The sequence below is a fragment of the Chitinophaga varians genome (assembly GCF_012641275.1).
Taxonomy (GTDB): Bacteria; Bacteroidota; Bacteroidia; order Chitinophagales; family Chitinophagaceae; genus Chitinophaga; species Chitinophaga varians_A.
Window position 1 is genome coordinate 516,376 of sequence record NZ_JABAIA010000004.1, and the last position, 24,085, is coordinate 540,460.

The following is a 24,085-nucleotide window of genomic DNA, read 5'->3' on the forward strand; positions in this document are numbered from 1 at the left end:
GTACAGATGATCACGGTATCAGTTTTACGTTTTTGTATGAACACAGTTAGGACCGGTATTTTTATCGCAAATTGCCTTACTTTGATGTTGTAATGATAGCAAATCCCGTAACACCAGATGAAAAAGTTAATTGTCACGATAAGTATTTTGTGCTGTAGCGGATGGGTAAATGCCCAGACGGTCAAGTCCACCGGCGGCAGCACCCGGTTCATGGTAAACAGCGACGGTGTGATCAAAAACAGCAGCTACAGCGTAGTTGGCCGTATCAAAAGCGACGGCACGGTGGAAGCGGCAAACTATAAGATCATCGGTTATGTCAGGGGAGAGCGCATAGAAGACAGTAATCATTCTACCGTTGGGTATATAAAAAAAGACGGTACCGTAAAGAACTACAGCCACAGTACGATCGGTTACATCAAGGACAATGGCGATGTGCAGAACTGGAGCCGGAGCAGCCTCGGGTCTGCGTCCGGCGTTAAAAAGGAGTGGGCGGCGTTGATCTTTTTCTTCTTTGATTTCTGATCACTTGATAAATGGAACTATGCTTGTTCCGTGCTGCCTGTGACGATGCCCAACAACAACGGAACGAGCATCAATCCCTGGAAAACATTAAACATCATGAGCCGTGGATGAATGCCAAACGGCAAATCTGTGGCATCCCTGTATTGGCTGAACAGGTAATAAGCCAGTAGCAGCGCCACAAAGGTCAAACCGATAGTGAAATACCTGAACCTAACCCCGTAACATCTGTCAAATACGAGTGTCATGGCGATGGCCACGAAGCAGGAGCTGATCACCGCATACAGGATCGTGGCGTTTGTGATCAGGGTTGTCAGCGGTAAGATAATAAATGACGCCACTGCAAACACTACAATGGTGGCAATCAGGCTCGTCACTAACGCCTGTAGTTTTTTTCTGCCGATGCCAGCATAGATGGACACCGGAAAAAGCACCAGGAATCCCAGGCCGGTGAGGAAAACGGGGCCGGAGCCGAACGGATCGCTCATAGAATGGCAGATGACGGTCCAGAGAACGGTCAATATCAAAAAGAAGATGACGGTCTTTAAAAAAGCGGCTGTGTTGAAGGTGATCTTATTCATAGGTGTAGGTCGTAAAATATTCCTAAAGATATATCTTCCTGTTGAAAAAGCTGTATGAGGAAAACGTTTCGTCTGGAAAACAGGCGCTTGTTTGTTATAAGTGCAACAATAAAAATCCACCCAGGCTGCCGATCAATATCACATACACCGTGCTCAGTTTTTTCCATACCAGCGTGATTCCCAGGCAGACGGCCAGTATCACGGCGCTGCGCCACTCCGCAGCAGAGGCGAGCAGCAGGTGCAGCCCCACTACTGCTATAACGGACACTGAAGCAGCACTAAGCCCGTCCAGGAATACCCGGAGCCGGTCGCTTTTGCGGGCGGACGACAGCAGCCTATGCAGAAAGAAAGAGATAAAAAAGGAAGGCAGGAATATGCCAATGGTAGCCAGCACTCCACCGGAAAGGCCATGGATCAGATAACCGGCAAAGGTGGCACTGGAGAGGATAGGGCCTGGCGTTATCTGTCCAACGGCAATGGCGTCCATCAGCTGTTGCCGGGTAAGCCAGTGGTTTTTCCTGACCAGCGATTCATCCATGTAAGCAAACAATACGTACCCGCTGCCGTATAATACCGCTCCGATTTTCAGGAAGATGGAAAACAGTTTTAAGCTGGAGAAAGCGCCGGCACTGCCCTGTGTTGCCGGTACCAGCAACCACCCGCTCCAGGACGCCATTTTATTTTTCATCCTGTGAGCGAAATAATTTAATGCCCCTGCGCCTAATATCAACAACACTTCATTGAGTCCAAACCAGGAGCCTGCAAAGACCAGTACACACAAAACTATCAGCGTGGTGTTCCGTTTGAGGGTGGTAGCAGACAAGCGGAACACAGTGGCGATGACCAGTGCCGTAGTGGCCGGGCGCAGGCCGTAAATAAAGCCCTGCACGTCCGGCAGCGCACTGTATTTTTGATAGAAGTATCCAAACAACAGGCAGATCACCATAGCGGGAAAGATGTAACATACACCGGCCACGATGAGCCCCAGTCGACCGGCCCGCTCTTTGCCGCAATGCATGATCACCTCTACGGCGTTAGGGCCGGGTATGATGTAAGAGGTGCTGAGCACATCCATAAAATGCTGATGGTCTATCCACTTTCGCTTCACCACCATTTCATTTTCGATGGTGGCCACCATCCCGGCGATACCGCCAAAACCAATACAGCCCAGCTTGAACGTGGAAAAAGCCACTTCTTTCAGTCGTTGGGTTGTTGAGTCTTTATGGTATTCCATACACAATCAGTTTGACCGGGGGTAGCTGTAAATATAACTATTGAACGCCTGTCATCAAACTGATATAGGTGACGAAGTTATTTTTTTATTGTCCACAGGCCGGTGCTGCCTGGCTTCCTTTCGTCTGTGGCCTTACTCAGCAAAGTGTCCCCTGCGGCGATATTGCCAAATATCTCCACGCCTGCGTCTACCGTCATGCCCGGGCGGACGTCCACCCATTCGGCTTTTCCATCTTTCACACGGATGACGAATTTCTTTTCCTGCGTGGTGGCCACTGCTGCAAAGGGCACCACGAAGGATGGCGTGTTTCTTTCCAGCGGAACTTTTACATAACAAAAAGCGCCTGCTTTCAGCCGGTGATCGCTGTTGTCTACTTTAAATTCCCATAATTCGGTGCGGGTATTGGGGTCGATGGTTTCTGACTTGCGGGTGAGGACTGCCTTAAAACGTTCAGTCGGATAGGCATCTACACGGAAGTCGATATGTTGAAGCTTGTCCGCGGTGGCCACATATATCTCAGGTACGGCGGCGCGTAAACGCAGCACGTTGTTGTTCTGCACGGTGAGCAGCATGGCGTTGGTGCCGACCAGCGAACCCGGATCGGCTTTACGGGCGGTAACAACGCCGTCAAAGGGCGCTATGATATATAAATACCCTGATACCGCTTTGTAGGATTGTGCCTGTCTGCCGGCGGCCACGAAAGTGGCGCTGTCGGCCTGCATCTGGTTGCGGCTGCGCTCCAGGTCCACCGGCGCCACGATGCCGGGCGTATTGGCCTGTGATGCACGGTATAACCGCTCGTACTGGTCTTTGCTGGATGTCCATTTAGCTTTGGCTGCCTGCACAGCGGCTTCTGATTCTGCCAGCCGGCTGTTCACCTCCGGCGCTTCAATTACGGCCAATACCTGTCCTTTCTTAACACGGTCGCCCATATCCACTTTCATCTCCTTTACAAAGCCCTGTACTTTGGCAAAGAGTTCCGCATTTTCATAAGGCACCAGTTCTGCGGGAAATTCTGCTGTTTTCTTCAGCGTGTCCTGTTTCAGGATAAATACAGGCACGGTGTCTGATGCCGGCGTATCGGCACCGGCGGCCGGTGCCGGTGAATGATGGCCGCAGGCTGAAAGAATGAGCAGTGAAGAGATGGAGGCGATTATCCGCATATTGTTATTGCATGTTTTTGTCATAGTAAATACTTTTTTCATCGTCAGGGTCAAGGGATACATATTTGTACGGTGTTCTTCCAACTGTCCACTGATAGAGGGAAGGGAGGAAAAACAGTACGCTGATGGAGGAGAATAACAGGCCGCCGATCACGGCGATGCCCAGCGGTGCCGTCTGATCACCGCCTTCAGACAGCCCCAGCGCCATAGGGAGCATCCCGGCGATCATGGCGGCGCTGGTCATCAGGATAGGACGGAGGCGATGCTCCGCTGCCAGCAACTGCGGATGGTCAATATTGTTTTTCCGGTAATGTTCTGCGTTGGTGATAAACAACACTGCGTTGGCAATGGCTACGCCCACCGCCATAATAGTGCCCATATATGATTGTATGTTCAGGGTGTTGCCTGTCAGGTATAAAAACAACAGGGAGCCTGCTACCACAGCTGGTATGACCGCTAACGTGGTGACGGCCACCCGGAACGATTGAAAGTATACGGCCATCACCAGGAAGATGACCAGTATGGCGATCAATAAGCCAAACTGAAGACTGGACAAGGTGTCCTGCAGCAGGGAAGGCTGGCCACGCAGGATGATTTTAGCACCGTTGGGCAACTGGCCCATGCTGCCGATAGCATGTTTTACCTGTTTGAAAACCGTGCCCGGGTCCTGCTGGTGGATGTTTGCGGTGATGGTGATGTAACGCTGCTGATTGAGCCGGTCGTATTCGCCGGGCATGGAAGTACGTTTCCACGAGGCTGCTTCACTGAGATAATGGGTGGTGCCATTGCCGCCGGAAACGGGTATGGCTTCCAGTTGACTGGTGCTGTTCATCCTGAACTCGGGATACTGTACCTGCACCTGGTAAGCCGTGCCGGTGGCTTTGTCCAGCCAATAGTTGGGCGTGGTGAAACGACTGGAGGAAGTGGCGGCAACAACAGAACGGGTGATCTGTTCGCTGGTAAGCCCCAGCTGACCCGCTTTTACACGGTCCAGCTCCAGCCGGATAACGGGATAGTCGAGCGGTGTGGCTATCTGAAGATCGCGGAGAGCGGAGATGGATGACAGCTTTTTGATTAACTGCGTGGCTGTCTTTTTACCTTCCGCCAGGTTTTTATTGACAACGGCAATCTCTATCGGATTGCTGCTGCCGAGGTTCAATACCTGTTCCACGATGTCTCCCGGCTCAAAAGACAATTTAGCGCCGGGGATGGCGGCAGTAGCAGCTGCCCGCAGCTTTTCCCGGAAGGAGGCTATCGGTATCACGCCCCGTTTAAGTTTTATTTTCACCACAGCTTCCTGTGGACCGCTGGTCCACAGATGGATATAGTTCACCGGGTAACTCGAAGGTTGTGTGCCGATAAAAGCAGAGGTGATTTCCACGTTTTGTTTTCCGGCGATACTGTCTGTCAGTGACAATAATTTCCTGGTGGCATCTTCTGTCCGCTCAAAGCGGGTGCCTACGGGCAACCGTAGCCGTACCTGGGCCTGACCACTGTCTGTTTGCGGGAAAAGTTCGGTGCCGGTAAAGATAAAGAGCAGTACCACCAGGGCTGCGGAAACAAGGAGAAACAACAGGGAGCTGCCCCTGAAGGCCGTTTTCCGGCGTTCTCCGGCGGTAACATAACGCTGCTTCAACGTTTCAAAGAATCCACGTTCCTTTTTTTCCTTTTCCTGCAGCGTTGTTTTGAACAACCAGTTAGCTGCTACCGGAACAAATGTCTGCGACAGGATAAAGGAGGCGATCATAGCAAAGCCCACTGCCAGCGACAGTGGCATGAACATCGCTCTGGGCACGCCGTTCATAAACATCGACGGAACAAATACGGCCAGAATGCTCAGCAGGATCAGCAGCTTGGGGCCGGCAATTTCCATACTGGCGTCTGCAATGGCGCGGGCTTTGGTTTTCCCGGTTTCCATATGCCGGTGGATGTTCTCTATCGTAACAGTGGCTTCGTCCACCAATATGCCAACAGACAATGCCAAACCGCCCAATGTCATAATATTGATCGTTTGCCCCGTCAGGTATAAGAGGATGGCAGACGACAGTAAGGCCAGCGGAATAGTCATGATCACAATCAGCGCGCTGCGCCTGTCACCGAGGAAAAGCAGTACCATCAGACCGGTAAGGACCGCGCCCAGTCCACCTTCAAACAACAGGCTCTTTAATGAATTAATGACATAGCCGGACTGGTCAAACGCGTAGGTGACTTTTATATCGGAAGGTATGGCGGCCTGCATGTCGGGCAGGGCTGCTTTCACGCGCTGCACCACGTCCCACGTGGAGGCGTCTGCCCTTTTGGTGACGGGGATATATACGGAACGTTTGCCGTTGACCAGCGCATAGCTGGTAGTAACGTCAGCGCCTAAACTGACATTGGCGATGTCCCTGATGTATACCGTTGCACCTGCGCCGGGCTGCAGTGGCGTGTTCTGAAGGTCCTGCAAAGATTCGATCACACTGTTCTGCGGGGTGATGTAAGTCGAATCCCCGATGCGCACGTTACCGGCAGGGGAGATGGTGTTGGATTTTGCGATGGCCTGTACTACCTGGTCGGGTGAGAGGTTATAGCTGCGCAGTTTGTCCGGGTCCACCGTGATCAGCACTGTTTTCTGGTTACCGCCGAACGGCGGGGGCGCAGACACGCCGGGCAATGTCGAGAACATAGGGCGTACGCGGAACAGGGCAAGGTCGGATATCTCGCTCAGGGACCGGCTGTCTGAACTGAACACCAGCTGTCCTACCGGCACACTGCCGGCGTCAAAACGGGTAATGAAAGGAGGAACGGTGCCAGGCGGCATAAATGCCCGGGCGCGGTTCACGTATCCCACCACTTCCGCCATGGCCTGGCTCATATCGGTGCCCTCATTAAATTCGATTTTAATAATGGCCGCCCCCTGGATGTTCCTGGAGTCGACTGATTTTACACCTGTGATGTATAGGAAGTGATATTCGTAGTAAGAGGTGACGAAACCTTCCATCTGTTCCGGTGACAAGCCCCCATAGGGCTGCGCCACGTAAACCACCGGTAGGCCGAGACGGGGGAAAATATCCACCTTGGTTTGCCGGATGGAGAGGTACGCGAAAAACACAATAGCCAGAACTGCCACCAGGATGGTAACAGGATGCCGCAATGCCGAACGGATTAGCTTCATAGTATTTGCTTATAGCTTTATTTCAGATTGTCTGTAAAGGTTGTCAGCTGGCCGTTTGCTACGGCGATGTCCAACAGGGAGCGCCATGCCTGCAGGAAGGCGGCGGCTTCTCCGGTTTCCGCCTTCAGCAGGTCGTACTGACCTTGTATCAGCCGTGTGAAGTCGATCAGACCGCTGTTGTAACTGAGTTGCAGGCCGTCAAAAGCAAAACGGGCGGCCTGCGACTGCACTACTGCCTGTTTCGTGATCAGCATGTTCTGACTATAGTTGTACCGGGCCGCTTCTTTCTGCTTTTGCAGGTTTAACGCCACCTGGTCCAGCTGCGCCTCGTCGGCTTTAACCATAGCCTGGTATTGTTTCTTTTTCAGGTGGACTTCAGAAAACTGAAGGATAGGGAAACTGAGCTGAATGCCTGCGCCGTAGTTCTTATGGGAAAGCGACCAGCCGTCCGCTTTATCGATGGTGCCATCGGCTTTTACGCCGGAGCCTCTTGCATAGGCATTGGCCCACAGGTCCAGCTTAGGTCGCCATATACGTTCCACTTCTTTCAGAGCGGATGCTGTTACTTCCTTTCTCATCTGGTAATACTGGTAAACAGGATTTCCTGCCGGACCAGCAGTGGTGTCGGCTATCAGCGGCAGTTGGCTGAGCAGTGAGGTGTCTGCCAGCAATATGTTTGTTGGCGCGTCGGGCAGTCCCGTCAGCCGGGTGAGTTCTGTGATCTGCGCATAGTATTGGCGCTGCACGATCAGCAGGTCCGTGGTGGCCTGCGCCAGGGCTGCCTGGAACTGTGTGGTGTCTATTCCCGGGCGTAGTCCCTGCCGCGTAAACACCAGCGATTGTTCCAGTCCTGCTTTGGTCCTGTCGATATTAGCCTGGTAGGTTTGTATGAGTTTTTGCAGGTACACGGCGTCCAGGTAGGTGGCTACGGCTGCGTACTGCTGACGGAACAGCGCATCGTTATAGGTGCTGTTGGCCAGCTTGTACTGGGCACTGGCTTTTTCGACTGCGGCACTACGTTGACCGAAAGTGAGCGGGTTCCACTTCAGTATCGCGCCCGCGGCGGTACCTGGCACAGGATCATAGATATTGCCGGCAACAGGAGGCCCGCTGATAGGGAGTATCAATCCCGGATAACTCATCCCGGTGACATTGTTGTAGGTGGCATATCCTGCCTGATAGCCGATGTTGATGTCCGGCAGCAGGGTGTTCTTCGCAAGACCGACACCATACTGAGTGCTCTGCGCCTGTGCCGCATATGCCTTCATCTGCGGCTGTGCGGACTGTACCAGGGAAAGCATGTCCTTTATGTGTAGCGGTTTGGGTTGCGCATAGGCATGAAGGGTGAATAACACGATACTGCTCAGGGAGACGATCTTTCTATAGGAAGCATTCATTCATCAAATATATTTATATAACGATCTGTATTTATATTAAGAAATCGTTTTCACCAGCAGACCGATACCGGCAGCCGCAACGATGATGACCGGTTCCGGTATTTTTTTGGACCGCCACAGGATAAATGCTGTTAGTACAGCAATGGCTATCGTATAGCCGTCAACGAGCGATCGTTTCGCCAACACAATGACGGCGCCTGTAATAGCGCCGATAGCGGCAGCTGTCACACCGTCCACAAAAGCCCTGATCCCGGGGTGTTTGCCATACTTCCTGAAATAGGGGGCAGGCAGCACGGTGAAAAGGTAACAGGGGAAAAAAGTCCCGAAGGCGGCCACGCCCGCACCCGAAAGGCCGGCGGTAAGATACCCGATAAACCCTACGGTGATCACCACCGGGCCGGGCGTAATCATCGCCACTGCTACGGCATCTACGAACTGCTGCTCATTCAGCCAGCCATATTCCTTTACAACGCCGCCATAGAGGAAAGGCACAATAGCGAGCCCGCTGCCAAACACAAAAGCCCCCGCCTTGGTAAAATACAAAAGTATTTGCCAAAGTGTTTTCCCGGAAGTGCTATTAGTGATATTCAGTAAGGTGGCAGGGGCCAGTAATTTAGTCATCACCGTTCCTTTCCGGGGGAAGGTTAACCGGGTGGGAGGGGCTTTTAACAGCCAGTAGAACACTCCGGAACCGAGGAACAACCAGATGTTTTCGTTTTCCTGCCATACCGTGTAAGCTGCTGCAGTGATGTAAATAACAATCAATAACTTGTTACCTCCCACAGATTTACGGGTCAGTTTCCATGCGCTCACACCAATGATGCCGATAACGGCAGCGCCTACACCATAAAAAACGGCCTGCATCCAGGGGATGCCCTGCCAGTGGACATAGATGAACCCAAGGACCACTACCATCAGGAAGGAAGGGAGCACAAATGCCAGGCCGGCCAGCGTGGCGCCCAGCAACCGGTAATGAACATATCCCATGTATATACCCAGCTGGGCGGCCAACGGGCCGGGAGCCAGTTGGGCCAGTGTCAGTCCTTCTTTGTAGTCCTCTTCACTGATCCATTGTTTGTTTTCAACGAGGTCACGGTGCATGTACCCCGCCAGCGCTACCGGGCCGCCGAAGCCCCAGGTGCCCAGTTTTAAAAAATAAATGACGAGGTCCCGCAGGCTGTATGGTATGGTTGATTTGCTGTTGTCCATTTTTGGAGATGTTGGTTTACACCTGCAAGTTCATACTATGGATATCCAAAAAATAGAACGAATAATAAGCTTTGGCCTGTTTTTTACTTTTTTGTCAGCCCCTTTTTGTAGACAGATGGGCTTTTACCGGTAAACTTCCTGAAGACCCGGGTAAAATGGCTCTGGTCTGAAAACCCGGTGAGATAAGCTATTTCAGTCAGGGAATGGCTGGTAGTGCTCAACAATTGGACTGCCTTATCGATCCGCAGTTTACGGATATAGTCACCAAATGACAGATCATCAAAATACTTGGAAAACTCCCGCGATAAGTATGCCGGATGTACCTGGAGTGTTTCTGACAAGCCTTTCAGGCTGAGGTTGAGGTTGGTGTCTATCTGGTCCTGGATGATCTCTTTTAGTTCTTTGGCCCACCCTGGCACCTTCCTGCTGTCTTTTTCCTGTTGGAGATATTTGTTGAAAATATCCATCAGTTGTTGCTCAAACGGCTGCTGGGTGTGCTTAACGTGTTGGAGGTATTTGGCCCAGCTGTAAAGAGCGTCATATAGCATCATCCCTTTTTCGAGCAAAGCCTGATCATCAGATTCGTTGTAGGCCAGCCCGGCAGATATGGCCCACAGGCCGGAAGCCTGGGCGGCAAAATCGTGACGGTCGGTGTCCGCGCCACGGACAATAGGCGCCATGATCAGCACTGCAGGGTCATCGATGCCATGTTTTTTGATAATGTAATCAAATGTACACTGGTCTTCGTAATGCGTATACTCCACACCCACTACGTCAAAAGGGATGGCGCCTTCCGCTTCCGCCAAAGGAATTACCTGGTCAAAGGGCACATACATAAACTCCGCCGTAGCGTCCACAAATCTCTTTATGAGCCATGGACTGGCAATCCGGTCAATCTTAGGGCGCTCACGGGTGATCCACTTCATATGTGCTGATGATTTACACAGGCCTGTAATTTAATGCGGTTTCGGTAAATCCTGCGGAAAATATCAGGGAACACGTAACATAGGCCAGGCTGACGGTATTTCACCTGTCCCCGGTATTTGACTACAAACTAACAGGATTAGGCTACATGCCTGCCTACAGGCCTTCGGATATTTGCAAAAGGAAATAGTTCCATCGGATTTTTTAATTTTATAGTGTAATATGAAGACCGTTTTGATTACCGGCGCCAACAAGGGCATCGGACTGGAAACAGCCAGGCAGCTGGCACAACAGGGGTGTTTTGTATATATCGGCAGCAGGGACCTGGGAAATGGACAAAAAGCTGTTGAAGCGCTGACAGCCGCCGGCCTGTCCAATGTGGCAGCTGTTCAGCTGGACGTGACGGACGCGGATTCCATCAGCCAGGCAAAGGATGCCATCAGCCGGCAGACCGGCTCATTGGACGTGCTGATCAACAACGCCGGCATCGCAGGAGCGCAGCCCCAGCAGCTGGCCGGCGACAGTATGCAAAACCTGCGGGACCTGTTTGAGACGAATTTCTTTGGCATGGTACAGACCACCCAGATCATGTTACCCTTGTTGAAGCAGTCTGCTGCACCATCCATCATCAATGTATCCAGCGAGGTTGGGTCTTTGACGATGAATACCGCTTCCGACAGACGCGCTAACTGGACGCTCTATTCCGCATACGGCGCTACCAAAACAGCCGTAAACGCTTTTACGGTGATGCTGGCCAACGAACTGCGGGACGAGCGCTTTACGGTCAACAGCGTTACGCCCGGCTACACCGCTACCGATCTGAACGGATTCCAGGGCTTTAAAACGGCGGCGGAAGGGGCGAAACCCATCGTGGAGCTGGCAATGTCCGCAGACAGAACAGCGACCGGCAAATTCTTTAACGACAGCGGAGAAGTGTCCTGGTGACCGCCGCTAAATTTTGGCTCATGACAAACAACAATATTCAACGGTTAAGGTCTGTCAGCGATTATCACCGCACCCGTGGCTTGCCGCCCCCGGAACATCCGCTGGTAAGCCTGGTGGATTATAATGATGTCAAACTCCCCCCGGGGATCAACGATATCAGCTGGGTATATGACTTCTACTTTATAGCGCTGAAAAGAGGGTTTGACGCCAAATTTAACTACGGGCAACTGCAATATGATTTTGATGAGGGCACCATGTTTTTCATAGCGCCGGGACAGGTGTTCAGGATAGAAATAAAACAGGACGCGCCGGGGAAATCCGGATGGATGCTGCTCATCCACCCGGATTTTTTCAGAAACCTGCCACTGGCACAAAACATTAAAAAATACAAATACTTTAGTTATTCTGTCCGGGAGGCACTGTTTCTTTCCGAGAAGGAAGAAGCCGTGATGACCGGCATTGTACAGAATATCCAGCGGGAGTATCAGACCAGCATCGATAAATTCAGCCAGCAGATCATTACCTCCCAGATAGAGGTGCTGCTCAGTTATGCGGAACGTTTCTATCAACGGCAGTTCATTACGCGGGAGGTGGCCAACCACCAGGTGCTGGAAAAGCTGGAAACCCTGCTGGAGGACTATTTTGAAAATACGCACAAAGAAGGCCTGCCTACCGTCAACTACCTGGCCGCGCAGCTGAACCTGTCTGCCGACTATCTCAGTTCGCTGTTGAAGGTCACCACCGGATTAAACACCCAACAACATATCCATGAAAAACTCATTGAAAAAGCAAAAGAGAAACTGATCGGCACAACGTTGACCGTCAGTGAAATTGCCTATGAGCTGGGCTTTGAGCACTCCCAGTCTTTCAGTAAACTTTTTAAGGCGAAGACCAACCTTTCTCCACTGGCATTCAGGCAGTCGCTGGGGTAAGCTTTTGGTACCGCGAATCCTTCATTTGGTGTAAATAAATTGCCGGAAGGCACGGCGCTGAATAGTTTAGCGCCTAAAAAAAACACCGGATGAGAAAATTGTTTTTTTGTGTACTGTTATCCATGAGCGCTACCTCCCTGTACGCGCAGAAAACCTTGTTTGATACTGTTTTTACCCTGGTGAAAACGAAGTCCGTCTATGCGCAGCAGGTTAACTGGGATTCTTTAACGCCTTTTGTCTATCAAAAAATGGACGTCACAAAAGCAGACAGCGTGGCGGCGGTGCTGGAGGCCTTCGGTCCGCTGATGCAGGCCCTGAAAGACATGCACAGCAGCATGTCCTGGAAAGACAAGGTAAATGGCAATCCCGACGCGTGGGCATTTGTGGACAGTAAAATCACCCCTGAAATGCGGGATGCCGCCAACAAAGGATATAGCCGTTTACGTACGGCCATGCTGCCTGGCGGGTATGGTTATATCAGCATACCGGCTGCCGGTATAAAACCAACGGAAGACATGCAGGCGGCGATTGAAAAAATGTCGGCCATTGCGCAAGGTATATCAGATTCCCTGTGTGTGCTGCAAACCAAATCCCTTAAAGGCCTCATCATTGACCTGCGGCTGAATGGCGGCGGCAGCTCACCGGCGCTCATCGGCGGTTTGTCTCCTGTATTGGATAACGGCCTTTGTTTCGCCTTTGCCAAAAAAAATAATGACCGGGAAGAGATGCGTTTAAAAGATGGCAACCTGTTTTATGACACCCTGCAGATCATAAAACTGAAAAAGACCTGCCCATTGAAAAAAGCAGTGAAAGTAGCGGTGCTGATCAGCGGTTATACCACCAGCGCCGGTGAACATGCGGCCATCGCACTGAAGGGCAGCCACCGTGCCCGCTTCTTTGGAAGCCCCACCAGGGGACAGATTTCCGGAAATGAAACCATTTTTATAAGAAAAGATGTTACTTTAAGCCTGTCAACCGCCTGGGCTGAAGACAAAGCCGGCCGGAGGTACATGGTGGACGTGGCTCCTGATGTAGTAGTCCCTGACGGGGCCGATTTTGAGCACCTGGACAACGATAAAAGTGTGCAGGCTGCCATCAGGTGGTTCACGACAGGTAAATAAAAAACGAGTATGCCAGGGATAGCCATTGCCCGACTTTTAAAAGAGATCATCAAACACCCCAGAATTTCGTACTGGAAAATTGCCGGCTGGCTGGCGGTAGTGCTGATCGTGATTAATGCCAAAACCTATTATGTCAATAGTCATCTGAAAGACCCGGTGTTAAGAGCCGGGTTTCTCAGTTGGATATCCAGCTGGACATACCTGTTGCAGCAATTGCTTTCCTGTGTGCTGGTGTCATCGCTCTGTTTTTTGGTCTTCAACCTGTTTTATAACCTGTCGGCCCGCAAAGCCCGGCTGCCCGTGTTCCTGGTTGCCGGTGGGTTGTTGTTTGCACTGTACCTGATGATAGACCAGGGGATCAATTATTTTTTTTACCCGGATACCTTCAAGGTTTTTATTACAGACCCGCTGGCGCTTACATCGGACGTGTTGCTGGGAGTGACGATCATTACTGTGTTAACGGTGGTCATCGTCAAAGTGGCCATTTCCAACGATATCAACAAAAGAAATAAACAACTGGAACTGGACAAGCGGGAAGCGGAATACGAACTGTTGAAGGCGCAGGTGAATCCCCACTTCCTGTTTAACTCGCTGAACTATCTGTATGCCCGGTCGCTCCCTTATTCAAAAGAGCTCTCCGAAGGTATTCTGACGCTGTCTGAAATTATGCGGTATGCCTTTGATACGCATGATCTGGCGAAGGACGGGATGGTGTTGCTGAAAGACGAAGTGGAATATATCGGGAAGTTTTTAAAGATGAATGAGCTGCGCTTTGGAGTGGGGTTTTATGCCACCTTCGGGAAAACCGGCGTGATAGGAAGCAGGCGGATTATTCCCTTTGTGTTAATTACTATGGTGGAAAACGCCGTCAAACATGCGGATGCCAGCGATGCCAGGCTGCCTATCCGCGTCCTGCTGGAGGTGACAGAAGAGCAGCTGGTATTCAGCTGTGAGAATCAGAAAAAGGCCCATAACATGGCCGTTCCTTCAACCAAAGTAGGTATACACAATATGAAAGAACGGCTCCGGATGGCCTATGGCCATCACCACGAGCTGCTGATACACGATACGGCAGACACTTATTTTATTAAACTAACACTGCGTAATGGCCATTAAAGTTGTTGTGATCGACGATGAACCTGCTGCGATAGACGTGCTGAAATATTATATCAACATGACGCCGTCGCTGGATTTACTGGCTGCTTTTTCAGACAGCGGAGAGGCGGTGCGCTACTGTATGCAGCAGCAGGTTGACCTCATTTTTTGTGATATAGAAATGCCGCTGCTGAACGGACTGGAAGTTGCCGGTCAGCAGAAAGGGAAGACGGCCATCGTTTTTGTTACAGCGTATACCCACTACGCGGTAGAAGCCTTTAACCTGAACGTGGTGGACTACCTGGTGAAGCCTGTCCGGTACGAACGTTTTTTACAGGCGGTCAATAAGTACAGGGAACAAAACGTCCACGCGGAAGAAGATCATTTTTTTGTGAAAACCGGCGTGAAAGGGTGTCTGGAGAAAATCAACATCGCAGATATCATCCAGATAGAAGGCGCAAAAAATTATGTTACTATCTGGCATGGGCATACGAAAACGATGACACTGCTGAACCTGAAAGACCTGGAAGCCCGCCTGCCGGCCCGGGATTTCTGCCGGGTACAGAAGTCCAGCATTGTGGCGATAAAACATATTACAGGCCTGAAAGGCGGCGCCATCGTGTTGTCCGGCGGGCAACTGGTCCCTGTTGGTCCTACGTACAAGGAGGAAGTACTACGGCTGATCAATAGTCGGCTGATTAACTAGCGGTTACTCATCCTTCATACGTTTTGTTATTTATTGCTATTACTGAACACCGGCTTCCAGCAGTGTAAACGTTTTCTCCGTGCAGTTGACTTCTGCCAGCACGCCATAGGGAAGTGTAAACGCAGGGCAGGTATGGCCGAAGTCCATTTGGGTAACTACCACCATGTCCGTCAGGCCTTCTTCCTTCAACACTTTCAGTATCTCTGTTTCATATTCCGCAGCGTATTGATTATCATACGGCCGTCCCCACAGGATAGCTTTTGCTTTGCGGAGAATGCCCAGCAGGGCATAGTTCCTCATCCAGTAGCGTATCAGTTCTGGCCGTGCCGTTTCTTCTGATGTTTCAAAGAACAGGATGCTGTCTTGCCAATAACTATCTTCCGGCCAGTAGGGCGTGCCTTTGAGAAACTCCAGTACGTCTATGCATCCGCCAATGAGCCTGCCCTGCACTGTTCCGCTGCCTTGCAGGAACTTCCATCCGGTATTGGGTTCCAGCTTTCTTTTGACATCCTGTAGGGAGGGGTCGAACCATTCGAGCCTTTCAGATGTCCATCCTTCGGTATTGGGCATGATCCGGCGCACCGGCGGTGCTGTAAAGAAAGTATTGTTGATGTCTTCTATCTGGTAACGGTGCATGCCGCCGTTTTCCGCGAAGCCTGTCAGCAGGGAGGTGCCATAGAAGGAGGTGAGACCCGCTTTCAGGCAGAGCAGGTGTGTGGTGGTGGTATCAGAGAAGCCCAGGAATATTTTAGGATTGTTCCGGATAATATTTATATCCACATACTTCAATATCCGCGCACTCTCTTCACCGCCTATATTGGAAATGATCGCTTTCACCGATTTGTCGGCGAAGGCCTCCATCAGGTCTTCCGCCCTTGCCTGCGGATTTTCGTACAGCCATTGCGCAGGCTTCAGGGCGTTTTTTGTTTCGGTGACTTCAAGGCCAAACTGTTGTTGTAACTGCTCTTTGCCTTTCCGGTACCGGTGTGGCAATTCTCCCGCTCCGCCCCAGGAGAGGGAAATAGTGGCGACTTTATCGCCCGCGGCCAGCCGGGAAGGTTTAATTAGGTTCATATTTCGTCATTGGGTTATTAAATCATTGCTCCCTGCAAGGTATACCTTTTTTGATCATCGGGCCGAAGGCCTGATGGTTATCTTCCTGTGATAAATCGTATATTTACTGACGGTTTTTATGAGTATCATTCTTTCACCCGGGCATTATTTTGGCAAGGAGCAGCAGTTCAACGAAAATGCTTTCTTCAGGCTGAACATCACGGCTTACCAGCCGGATACGCATATTGGTGCGCACTACCACGAAAATGCGTATCTGAGCCTGCTCGTCAACGGTGGTTATCATGAAATGAACCGTCGTACAGACGATCAGGTGAGCCCCGGGCAATTGCTGTTCCGTCCGGCCGGCTACACGCATGCCAACCGTTTCCTGGAGCTACCCGGACGCTGCCTGAACATAGAATTCAAACAATCAGGGATAGAAGCGCTGACGTTGAAGGGTTCCCTTCCGCAGCAGCTGATCATTTACAAACCCGGTGCTTTCAGTGACTTGTACCAACTGCTGTACGCCTTTTTGAAAGAGCCCGCCAACTGCCTGCCGGAGGAGCATATCGTCAACTGGCTGTCGGAGGTGACGGACGTGAAAATAGCCAGCCGCCTGCCCTGGTTCATACAGGCAAAGGAAATCCTGCAAAACGAATTCGATACGCATCATACCATTCAGTCCATCGCCGGCAGGGTGTTCGTACATCCCATTTACCTGGCGAGGGCTTTTAAGGAAAAAGAAGGCATGACCGTGGGAGGCTACCAGCTGAAGATGCGGGTGCAAAGGGCGATGGAACTGCTTTTTACCACCCGCCTGCCGGTAACGGATATTGCCTTTTCCGCCGGATTCTCCGATACTTCCCATCTGATAAGAGTGTTCCGGGCATTCTACCGCTGCACGCCACATCAATTCCGGCGTCAGCTGAATAGTTAATCTGATACTATTTTTTGTGTGTATGCAGGTGTTACTTTGTGAAAAAAAAGTATGCGCCGACTTATCGCCCTTTTATATTTACTTTCACCGGTGTGGCTGGTCGCCCAGCAGAAACCGGATTACCACTTGCAGGTACAGGCCGACCTGGTGAAAAAGACCTTTGCCGTACAGGGAGATCTCTCTTTTGAAACTACCGCCGCTACCACTGATTCTGTTAAAATAATGATCAGTAAGGGGAGAGGCCCTGCCAAACTGCAACTACAGGGGGGCATCGCCGCCACGGTAGACACCAGTCTTAGCAGTTCCGGCGATGTGCTTTACCACTGGCGTTTTCAACGTCCGCAACCGGTGGGGTCCCGCTTACATTTTACCTATGCCTACGAACGGGGAGACGCCCCCGCTTTTCAGTACTACCTCGACAGCAGTTTTTGTATGGCCGGCGGATACGGTTCCGCGTGGTACCCCCAAGTGATGGCCCGGGCAGCCGACGGAACAGATGACTACCTCCGCGGCACCGGCACCCTGCGGGTGACCCTTCCCGAGCCGCTGATGGCCGTTATGGCCGCATGCACCATCAAGGCCACAAAAGGAGCCGGTACCAACACTTACGAGTTCCACTATGCCCAGCCCGACATCTTCTCCCTTTATATCGGAAATTATACCCGGCAGGACTATCAGGGCAAGATGCCGTTTTACACCTACTGTCTCAGTAAAGCGATCAATGGAAATGACATCTCCCGGAAGGCCGCATCGGTACTTGATTTCCTGACTTCCGAATTCGGGCCGTTGCTAATCCCTAATTTCTCTATCATCGAATTCCCGGAAGCCGTGGCCGAAAAAACCGGCATCGGCGGCGCCAGTATCTTCGGCGGCGTAGTGATGCCTACCGGCGCATTACGGGAATTTAACTATGCGCTTTTCGGTCATGAGATAGGGCACCAGTGGTGGGGCAACAAAATACTCACCCGGGGAAGCACCGGCGCTGAAATGCTCTCCGAAGCCATGGCGCAATACGGCTCGTTGCAGGTGGTGGAGCATTTTGACAGCGCAAGGGCCATCAACTACCGGAAGACAGGATATCCCGGCTATTTGTCCGATCAGAGCGGAGTGGGATACCTTAAAAACGCCGCTGCCGGCAATGATGAACCCCTGGCTACGCTCAGCAGTAACAACGGCCATATCCTTGGCGACAGTAAAGGCTTTCTGGCGCTGGAACTGCTGGCGACAGTAGTAGGCAAACCAGTATTTCATAAGGCACTGCAAACCATCGGTGAAAAGTACAGTCACGACGGCCTTACCTGGAGCGACTTCTTACAGGAAGTGTCCAAAGCGCACGGCAGCAGCCTCGACTGGTTTTATCAGCAATGGTTTGACCGCACCGGCGCGCCTGCATGGCAAAGCACCTGGCAGCAACAGGGCAATACCCTTCAGCTCAGCATCACCCAGCAGGACAGTATTTACCGGTTACCCCTGGAAGTGCTGGTTACCTATCGCAATGGCGCCACTTCCCTGCAGCATATCACCATAAAGGACAGGGCCAGTCAGCTGCAATTGCCCGTGAACGGCCCGGTGGCGACAGTGCAGGTAGATCCCTACTTTAAGGTATTGCACTGGGACGAAGCGCTGACGCCCATTGCACAGGCACAGTCGAAAGTGGTGAAAGTGCTGAACCTGCGGATACAACAAAAGCCCAATGAAGCGCTGGCGCTGGCGAAATCCTATATACAGGCAGGTATCCCTGATGATCAGTATGGCGTGGAGTTTTCGCTGTACTACCAGATGGGCCGTATTGCCGCCGCACAGAACAAAACAGAAGAGGCGATAGGCTGGTACCAGCACGCGTTGCAAAGTGTTAGCCGTAACAGGGAACTGTTAGCGTATACCTATTACCGTATGGCGCAACTGGCGGCAGCCAAACAGGATACCGCCCTGCTGGAATGGGCCTGCAATAACGCTGTCACCGCAGATGCCGCCAATCAGAAGGCTGATGGCATGGACTCAAAAGTGAAACTGCTCAGAAAATAAAGCGACGGCAGGCATCCGGCTTACACGGATGCCTGCCGTTTCACCGGTCATAGAATTATTAACGGTTATTCCTCCGAAAAATATACATTTGGAGATACCAAAATCAAACCGTTGTTACCTATGATTGTCAACAAACTTTCATCGTTTATCCTGCTTTTACTGCTTAGCCCGATCTTCCTCCAGGCCCAAAAAGATTGTCATTGCGAAGCTAATTTCAAATGGGTAAAAGAAACCTTCGAAAAAAATGACGCCGGCTTTGAGTACGCCCTTCAACAAAAGGGAATGGCCGCCTACCAACAGCACAACAAAGACATCCTGGCAAAAATAAAAAAGGCGACAGACAAGGAGCAGTGTACCGCCGCTATGCGGGAATGGTTGTTGTTCTTCCGCAAAGGGCATCATGCCATTATTCCGGTAAACGACGCAGCCCCGGCCGCGAAGGCCGCCACCGGCGCTCCTGAAATGCTGGCGCTTTCAGAAGACCAGGTGAAACAGGGAATCCCCAACGCTTCAACTCCTTTACTGGAAGGCATCTGGACAACCTCTTCCTATAAAATAGGCATCATCAAAAAAGACAAGGGTTACAAAGGCGTTATACTAGCCTCCGGCAATCCGGCATGGAAGCCCGGTTATGTAAAGCTGAACATCGCTGCCGACAGCGCCGGCGTTTTTTATATGGGTGATTTCTCTGCCAATAAGTTTGATAAGGCGATAATGATCGGAAAAAATACGCTGCAACTGGGAACAGTGTTCTTAAAGCGCGAGTACCCCGTGTTTTCCGGAGATGATAATGCTGCCGTTCTGTTTGCGAAGGAAATGACTACCAGCGTGCCTTTTATGCAGCAGTTGTCTGATAAGACCATCCTGTTCCGCATACCCACTTTCGAAGACTACGCCAAACATGATATCGACAGTTTGCTGAAACTCAACGACGCATTGCTGAAACGTACTGAAAACCTGGTCATCGATATCAGGAACAACGGCGGCGGATCAGATGTCAGCTATTACGGGATCATCCCGTTGCTCTATACCAATCCTATTCGTACCATTAATACCACGTTTTTGTCCACCCCGCTGAACAACAGCAGGATGGAAGGGTTCCTGGCTACGCCTGGTATCTCAGATGCTGAAAGGAAGGAATTAACGGAAGCCATACAAACACTGAAGGACAATCCAGGCAAGTTCGTTAACCTGAATAAGGGAAAAACCGTTAACATAGAAAAACTGGACACCATTTTCCCTTACCCGAAAAATGTAGCGATCATCATCAATGATAAAAACGGCAGCACAGCTGAAGAGTTCCTGCTGGCGGCCCGACAAAGCAAGAAGGTCAAGCTATTTGGTATCACAACGTTCGGCGTGCTCGATATCTCCAATACCTACGTGGTGGAATCGCCTGATAAACAATTCAAGCTGGGATACTCTCTTTCCAAAAGCCTGCGTATACCTGACCTGGCTATTGACGGGAAAGGCATTATGCCGGATTATTATATCGACAAAAGCATTCCTGATGCGGAATGGCTCAACTATGTATTGCGTGTGATCGAACAGTAACGCCTGTACGAATACGGACACTGTCTGTACACATCCGGACATTTGATAGATGTTTTAAATAAATAATGTATTGAATTTTATTGTATTATAAACACGGCATGAAAATGTTGTGCAACATTGTCACACCGGTCCGGTGTGACAATACTTTTTTATGAACCTATCTGTCAAATCCATGTTCCGTCGGCTGTGGCGTCAACGGCTTTTTTCTTTTCTGAATATCGCTGGTATAGCCATCAGCGTGAGTGCCTGCTGGGTGATTTACCGTATTGTGAGTTATGAGTACAGCTTTGACAGCCAGTTGCCCGACCGGGCCAATACCTACCGGCTGGTGACAGGATTGATATTTGATGAAAAAGGAGATTACAACGGCGGTGTTTCCAAGCCTATGTACCAGGCGATGCGGGAGCAGGTGCCGGGACTGAAGCGCGTAGTGCCTGTTTTCGGACAATGGGTGAACACCGTGGAAACGAAAGACGTGCGACAGCGGCCTGTGTTGGTGGAAAATGCCCAGGACATTGTGGCTACGGATTCATCGTATTTTATGATGGTGCCTTATACCTGGCTGGCCGGTAATCCGGCCACGGCGCTGCAAACGCCGGAGAGCGTGGTGCTCACGGAAAGCCGTGCCAGGAGCTATTTTGGTGCGGCGTCACCGGAAGCGGTGCTGGGAAGGGTGATCACCTATAACAAGGAAAAAACACGTACGGTGACCGGTGTGGTGAAAGACCTCGGGTATCCGTCTGAGTTTACCGCAAAGGAATTTTTCAGGTTGCAGCAGGTGGAATACCCGCTGGCGGAATGGACCAACACCAGCGGCTCTGACAAGGTATATCTGCAGGTGGCGACGGGTGCAGACACTGGCAGGATCATGACGCAGATCAGCAGGATTGGGGCAGATAAATGGGCGGAACAAACGAAGCACTGGAGTTTACCATCAACCGTTAAACGCTGGTTTAAGCTGATGCCTTTTGGAGACTCTCACTTCTCTACGTATATTTCTGAAGGAAACGGGCACAAGGCCAACCGGTCTGTCATGCGGGGATTGATAGGATTGGGCGTGCTGCTGGTCATCGTGGCCTGTATCAATTTTGTGAACCTGACCACCGCGCAGTTGCCCCAACGGTCGCTGAGCATCGGTGTCAGAAAAGTATTGGGCAGCAGTAACCGCCAGCTGATGCGTATCATCATGGGTGAAACATTTTTGATTGTGCTGCTGGCCATAGTAGTGGCTTTCCCGCTTACTACCGTCGCTTATCGTTTTCTGGGAGATATCATTCCGGAGGGTATGTTGAATTATACGGCAGGATGGGATTTTGTGTTGTTCCTGGCTGTCTTGCTGACCGGCATCACCCTGCTGGCAGGCAGTTATCCGGCATGGCTGATGACCCGCGTACAACCCGCCGGTATCATCCAGGGGCAGGGCGTGCTGAATACCGGTAGCAACCGCCGGCTGGCCCTTCGCAAGGTGCTCATCGTATTTCAGTTTGTTATTGCGCAGGTGTTTATCGCCGGTACGCTGATCATGGGCGCGCAAATGAATTATACCCTAAAGAAGGAACTGGGTTTCAGCAAAGATGCGGTCATACTCGTGGATATACCCTGGAAGCTGGCAAAGAGCCCCGTTTATGGCAATAAACAATATGTGCTGGCCGACGCGCTGAGAAACGAAACCGGCATCGCGGCGGTATCGGTAGCGCGGGCGCCGCTGTCGAACGGTTACAATTCGAGCATGTACGAATATTTTAATGGTAAAAAACAGGACCCGGTACGTCGGCAGATCTTTAAAAAATTCATCGACACAGCGTATATACGTACCTACAACATGCAACTGTTGGCTGGCCGTAATATCAGTCCGTCCGACACCACCAATGAATTTGTGATCAATGAAACGGCTGTGAAAGCCTTCGGTTTTGCTTCTCCGCAGGAAGCCATCGGGAAAATGATTGGGCAGGTGTCCCAGACGCAGTTTCCCATTGTGGGCGTGGTGAAGGATTTTCACGTGCGTGATTTCCATGCTTCCATAGACCCGGTGGCGCTGATGGCCCTGAAGGACGTCTCCAACGGCCTCAATATCCGGCTGGCCGGCAATGACCCGGCGCAGTGGCAGGCCACGCTGAAAATGATTGAAAAGAAATGGCATGCCATGTACCCCGACGAAGAATGGAAAGGGCAGTTTTATGATCAAACCCTTGAGGCACTGTATAAACAGGACCGTGCCGATTCCAGGCTGGTGAACCTCGCCACGGGAGTGGCCATTGTGATCAGCTGCCTTGGTTTGTTCGGACTGGCCGTACTGGTAGCTTTCCAGCGCACCAAGGAAATAGGCATCCGGAAAGTACTGGGCGCCACCGTGACCGGCATTGTACAATTGCTGATGTCAGATTTCGTAAAACTGGTAACGATCGCCTTCGTCATTGCCACACCTATTGCCTGGTGGGGGATGGACCGCTGGTTGCGCGGCTTTGCCTACAGCATAAAAATTGAATGGTGGATGTTTGCCCTGTCCGGCGTGATAGCCGTGCTGATAGCCGTATTCACGGTCAGCTTCCAGGCAGTGAAAGCGGCTTTGTCCAATCCCATAAAATCGTTGCGGACGGTATAACGTTATACCGTCCTGAAGCTCAGCTGGTACATCCTGCCATGTTCCAATAGCTTCACTTCCAGCTCCCGCATATTGCCCGGCACCAGTTCTACCGGTGCCAACGCACGCATTTCATCCGTTGCGCCGTTGTTGAAATAGCCTTTCACGAAAGGGATTTTGCGGTACCGTTTCTGAATATGGACGGCTGTTTCATCGATGATGACAATGCGGCTGCCGGGCCTGGCTACACGGATCATCTCCCGGATGGCCCGCACACGGTTGTCGAAAAAATTGATGCCGCCTACATGAAATACAGTGTCGAAAGTATGGTCTCTGAAGGGGAGATATTCGGCATTGCCCCTGAAAAGCTGTATGTGCCGGCGCCACTTTTCCATATTGCGGACTGCCTGCCGTAACATACCACCGGAAATATCCAGTCCGTAGTATTCCGCGAAATCCGGTAACACCCTGATGTTCCAGCCGGTGCCCACAGAAGTCTCCAGTACCTTATAACCCGGTTTTACTTCCACATCGGCCATCCATTCACGGCGAAGTTTGTCCAGGTCCATAAAGTAAGACATCACCTTCTCTGCGATATCATTAAAAGGGCTGATGCTGTCATACAGGCGCTGATACTTTTTGTTCATGCCACCAATCTTTTCAAGCGCCAGGAAATCCGGGACACCATTGACAACAGGAATCCGGTTGCCGGACACATCTTCCAGGTACTGATCTTCAACTGCGTGTAACGACTGATGGTTATATGGATTAATAAGCATAGGTGCCAGTTCGCGGATGTTCATGCTGTTTATTTTGTCTGCAAAGCAACACCATAAAGGCTTTGCAGGAAAGGGCATATACGCAGGACGCAGCGCAGGGTCGGTGAACGGTGGGTTTTTACCGGTGATTCAGGAAGACTTATTACGCAAGTCGCCAATCATTTTTGCACAGCCCG

General features: G+C 51.2%; 19 protein-coding genes. 10 read left to right on the plus strand and 9 right to left on the minus strand.

The window, feature by feature from the left end; translation table 11 throughout:
• The first annotated feature begins 117 nt into the window (after positions 1-117).
• Complete coding sequence (locus HGH92_RS31445) at positions 118-522, plus strand: 5-fold beta-flower protein (protein ID WP_168874814.1); 405 nt, start codon at positions 118-120, stop codon at positions 520-522.
• A 17-nt stretch (positions 523-539) separates the two neighbouring features.
• On the opposite strand, the gene HGH92_RS31450 is transcribed toward HGH92_RS31445, so the two are convergent.
• The 7 genes from HGH92_RS31450 to HGH92_RS31480 form a co-directional block, all read right to left on the minus strand.
• Positions 540-1,100, minus strand: coding sequence for a hypothetical protein (locus HGH92_RS31450; protein ID WP_168874815.1), 561 nt, complete (start codon positions 1,098-1,100; stop codon positions 540-542).
• A gap of 94 nt (positions 1,101-1,194) precedes the next feature.
• Positions 1,195-2,334 carry a chromate efflux transporter gene (chrA, locus tag HGH92_RS31455; RefSeq protein WP_168874816.1) on the minus strand — a complete coding sequence of 380 codons (1,140 nt, stop codon included), beginning with the start codon at positions 2,332-2,334 and terminating at the stop codon, positions 1,195-1,197.
• A gap of 77 nt (positions 2,335-2,411) precedes the next feature.
• Positions 2,412-3,521, minus strand: coding sequence for an efflux RND transporter periplasmic adaptor subunit (locus HGH92_RS31460; protein WP_168874817.1), 1,110 nt, complete (start codon positions 3,519-3,521; stop codon positions 2,412-2,414).
• On the minus strand, positions 3,502-6,651 hold the full coding sequence (locus tag HGH92_RS31465; protein ID WP_168874818.1) for an efflux RND transporter permease subunit: 3,150 nt from the start codon (positions 6,649-6,651) through the stop codon (positions 3,502-3,504). Before HGH92_RS31465 ends, HGH92_RS31460 begins: the two co-directional genes overlap by 20 nt.
• Before the next feature lie 17 nt (positions 6,652-6,668).
• The gene (locus HGH92_RS31470; protein WP_168874819.1) at positions 6,669-8,048 is read right to left on the minus strand and encodes a TolC family protein; all 1,380 of its coding nucleotides are present in this window, start codon (positions 8,046-8,048) and stop codon (positions 6,669-6,671) included.
• 36 nt (positions 8,049-8,084) lie between these two features.
• Positions 8,085-9,257 carry a chromate transporter gene (locus tag HGH92_RS31475; protein ID WP_168874820.1) on the minus strand — a complete coding sequence of 391 codons (1,173 nt, stop codon included), beginning with the start codon at positions 9,255-9,257 and terminating at the stop codon, positions 8,085-8,087.
• A gap of 83 nt (positions 9,258-9,340) precedes the next feature.
• Entirely contained in the window at positions 9,341-10,183 is an 843-nt protein-coding gene (locus tag HGH92_RS31480; RefSeq protein WP_168874821.1) for a chromate resistance protein ChrB domain-containing protein, read from the minus strand.
• A 220-nt stretch (positions 10,184-10,403) separates the two neighbouring features.
• Here HGH92_RS31480 and HGH92_RS31485 point away from each other — a divergent pair, with 220 nt between their 5' ends.
• The 5 genes from HGH92_RS31485 (at position 10,404) to HGH92_RS31505 (ending at position 14,980) form a co-directional block, all read left to right on the plus strand.
• Positions 10,404-11,126, plus strand: coding sequence for an SDR family oxidoreductase (locus HGH92_RS31485; protein ID WP_168874822.1), 723 nt, complete (start codon positions 10,404-10,406; stop codon positions 11,124-11,126).
• Positions 11,127-11,146: 20 nt separating this feature from the next.
• Positions 11,147-12,058, plus strand: coding sequence for a helix-turn-helix domain-containing protein (locus tag HGH92_RS31490; protein ID WP_168874823.1), 912 nt, complete (start codon positions 11,147-11,149; stop codon positions 12,056-12,058).
• A gap of 89 nt (positions 12,059-12,147) precedes the next feature.
• Positions 12,148-13,179, plus strand: a complete 1,032-nt coding sequence (locus HGH92_RS31495) for a S41 family peptidase (protein WP_168874824.1) — start codon at positions 12,148-12,150, stop codon at positions 13,177-13,179.
• Positions 13,180-13,188: 9 nt separating this feature from the next.
• Positions 13,189-14,295 carry a sensor histidine kinase gene (locus tag HGH92_RS31500; RefSeq protein ID WP_168874825.1) on the plus strand — a complete coding sequence of 369 codons (1,107 nt, stop codon included), beginning with the start codon at positions 13,189-13,191 and terminating at the stop codon, positions 14,293-14,295.
• Complete coding sequence (locus HGH92_RS31505; RefSeq protein WP_168874826.1) at positions 14,285-14,980, plus strand: LytR/AlgR family response regulator transcription factor; 696 nt, start codon at positions 14,285-14,287, stop codon at positions 14,978-14,980. The genes HGH92_RS31500 and HGH92_RS31505 overlap by 11 nt, the downstream gene beginning before the upstream one ends.
• 39 nt (positions 14,981-15,019) lie before the next feature.
• Here the strand turns inward: HGH92_RS31505 and HGH92_RS31510 are convergent, their stop codons facing one another.
• Complete coding sequence (locus HGH92_RS31510) at positions 15,020-16,054, minus strand: S66 peptidase family protein (protein WP_168874827.1); 1,035 nt, start codon at positions 16,052-16,054, stop codon at positions 15,020-15,022.
• A gap of 118 nt (positions 16,055-16,172) precedes the next feature.
• On the opposite strand from HGH92_RS31510, the gene HGH92_RS31515 reads away from it, so the two are divergent.
• From HGH92_RS31515 to HGH92_RS31530, 4 genes are all read left to right on the plus strand, one after another.
• Complete coding sequence (locus HGH92_RS31515; RefSeq protein WP_168874828.1) at positions 16,173-16,970, plus strand: AraC family transcriptional regulator; 798 nt, start codon at positions 16,173-16,175, stop codon at positions 16,968-16,970.
• Between the two features lie 51 nt (positions 16,971-17,021).
• A complete protein-coding gene (locus tag HGH92_RS31520; RefSeq protein WP_168874829.1) occupies positions 17,022-18,995 on the plus strand; it encodes a M1 family metallopeptidase in 1,974 nt (657 codons plus the stop codon).
• Between the two features lie 120 nt (positions 18,996-19,115).
• Entirely contained in the window at positions 19,116-20,549 is a 1,434-nt protein-coding gene (locus HGH92_RS31525) for a S41 family peptidase (RefSeq protein ID WP_168874830.1), read from the plus strand.
• Positions 20,550-20,700: 151 nt separating this feature from the next.
• Complete coding sequence (locus HGH92_RS31530; protein ID WP_168874831.1) at positions 20,701-23,151, plus strand: ABC transporter permease; 2,451 nt, start codon at positions 20,701-20,703, stop codon at positions 23,149-23,151.
• Positions 23,152-23,153: 2 nt separating this feature from the next.
• Here the strand turns inward: HGH92_RS31530 and HGH92_RS31535 are convergent, their stop codons facing one another.
• Positions 23,154-23,933 (minus strand): class I SAM-dependent methyltransferase, encoded by a 780-nt coding sequence (locus tag HGH92_RS31535; protein WP_168874832.1) that lies wholly within the window; start codon positions 23,931-23,933, stop codon positions 23,154-23,156.
• Between the last annotated feature and the right edge of the window lie 152 nt (positions 23,934-24,085).

Bases quoted from the DNA above. Each gene is read 5' to 3' on its own strand.
- HGH92_RS31445 (WP_168874814.1), top strand. From the start codon at position 118: ATGAAAAAGTTAATTGTCACGATAAGTATTTTGTGCTGTAGCGGATGG.
- HGH92_RS31450 (WP_168874815.1), bottom strand. From the start codon at position 1,100: ATGAATAAGATCACCTTCAACACAGCCGCTTTTTTAAAGACCGTCATC.
- chrA (WP_168874816.1), bottom strand. From the start codon at position 2,334: ATGGAATACCATAAAGACTCAACAACCCAACGACTGAAAGAAGTGGCT.
- HGH92_RS31460 (WP_168874817.1), bottom strand. From the start codon at position 3,521: ATGACAAAAACATGCAATAACAATATGCGGATAATCGCCTCCATCTCT.
- HGH92_RS31465 (WP_168874818.1), bottom strand. From the start codon at position 6,651: ATGAAGCTAATCCGTTCGGCATTGCGGCATCCTGTTACCATCCTGGTG.
- HGH92_RS31470 (WP_168874819.1), bottom strand. From the start codon at position 8,048: ATGAATGCTTCCTATAGAAAGATCGTCTCCCTGAGCAGTATCGTGTTA.
- HGH92_RS31475 (WP_168874820.1), bottom strand. From the start codon at position 9,257: ATGGACAACAGCAAATCAACCATACCATACAGCCTGCGGGACCTCGTC.
- HGH92_RS31480 (WP_168874821.1), bottom strand. From the start codon at position 10,183: ATGAAGTGGATCACCCGTGAGCGCCCTAAGATTGACCGGATTGCCAGT.
- HGH92_RS31485 (WP_168874822.1), top strand. From the start codon at position 10,404: ATGAAGACCGTTTTGATTACCGGCGCCAACAAGGGCATCGGACTGGAA.
- HGH92_RS31490 (WP_168874823.1), top strand. From the start codon at position 11,147: ATGACAAACAACAATATTCAACGGTTAAGGTCTGTCAGCGATTATCAC.
- HGH92_RS31495 (WP_168874824.1), top strand. From the start codon at position 12,148: ATGAGAAAATTGTTTTTTTGTGTACTGTTATCCATGAGCGCTACCTCC.
- HGH92_RS31500 (WP_168874825.1), top strand. From the start codon at position 13,189: ATGCCAGGGATAGCCATTGCCCGACTTTTAAAAGAGATCATCAAACAC.
- HGH92_RS31505 (WP_168874826.1), top strand. From the start codon at position 14,285: ATGGCCATTAAAGTTGTTGTGATCGACGATGAACCTGCTGCGATAGAC.
- HGH92_RS31510 (WP_168874827.1), bottom strand. From the start codon at position 16,054: ATGAACCTAATTAAACCTTCCCGGCTGGCCGCGGGCGATAAAGTCGCC.
- HGH92_RS31515 (WP_168874828.1), top strand. From the start codon at position 16,173: ATGAGTATCATTCTTTCACCCGGGCATTATTTTGGCAAGGAGCAGCAG.
- HGH92_RS31520 (WP_168874829.1), top strand. From the start codon at position 17,022: ATGCGCCGACTTATCGCCCTTTTATATTTACTTTCACCGGTGTGGCTG.
- HGH92_RS31525 (WP_168874830.1), top strand. From the start codon at position 19,116: ATGATTGTCAACAAACTTTCATCGTTTATCCTGCTTTTACTGCTTAGC.
- HGH92_RS31530 (WP_168874831.1), top strand. From the start codon at position 20,701: ATGAACCTATCTGTCAAATCCATGTTCCGTCGGCTGTGGCGTCAACGG.
- HGH92_RS31535 (WP_168874832.1), bottom strand. From the start codon at position 23,933: ATGAACATCCGCGAACTGGCACCTATGCTTATTAATCCATATAACCAT.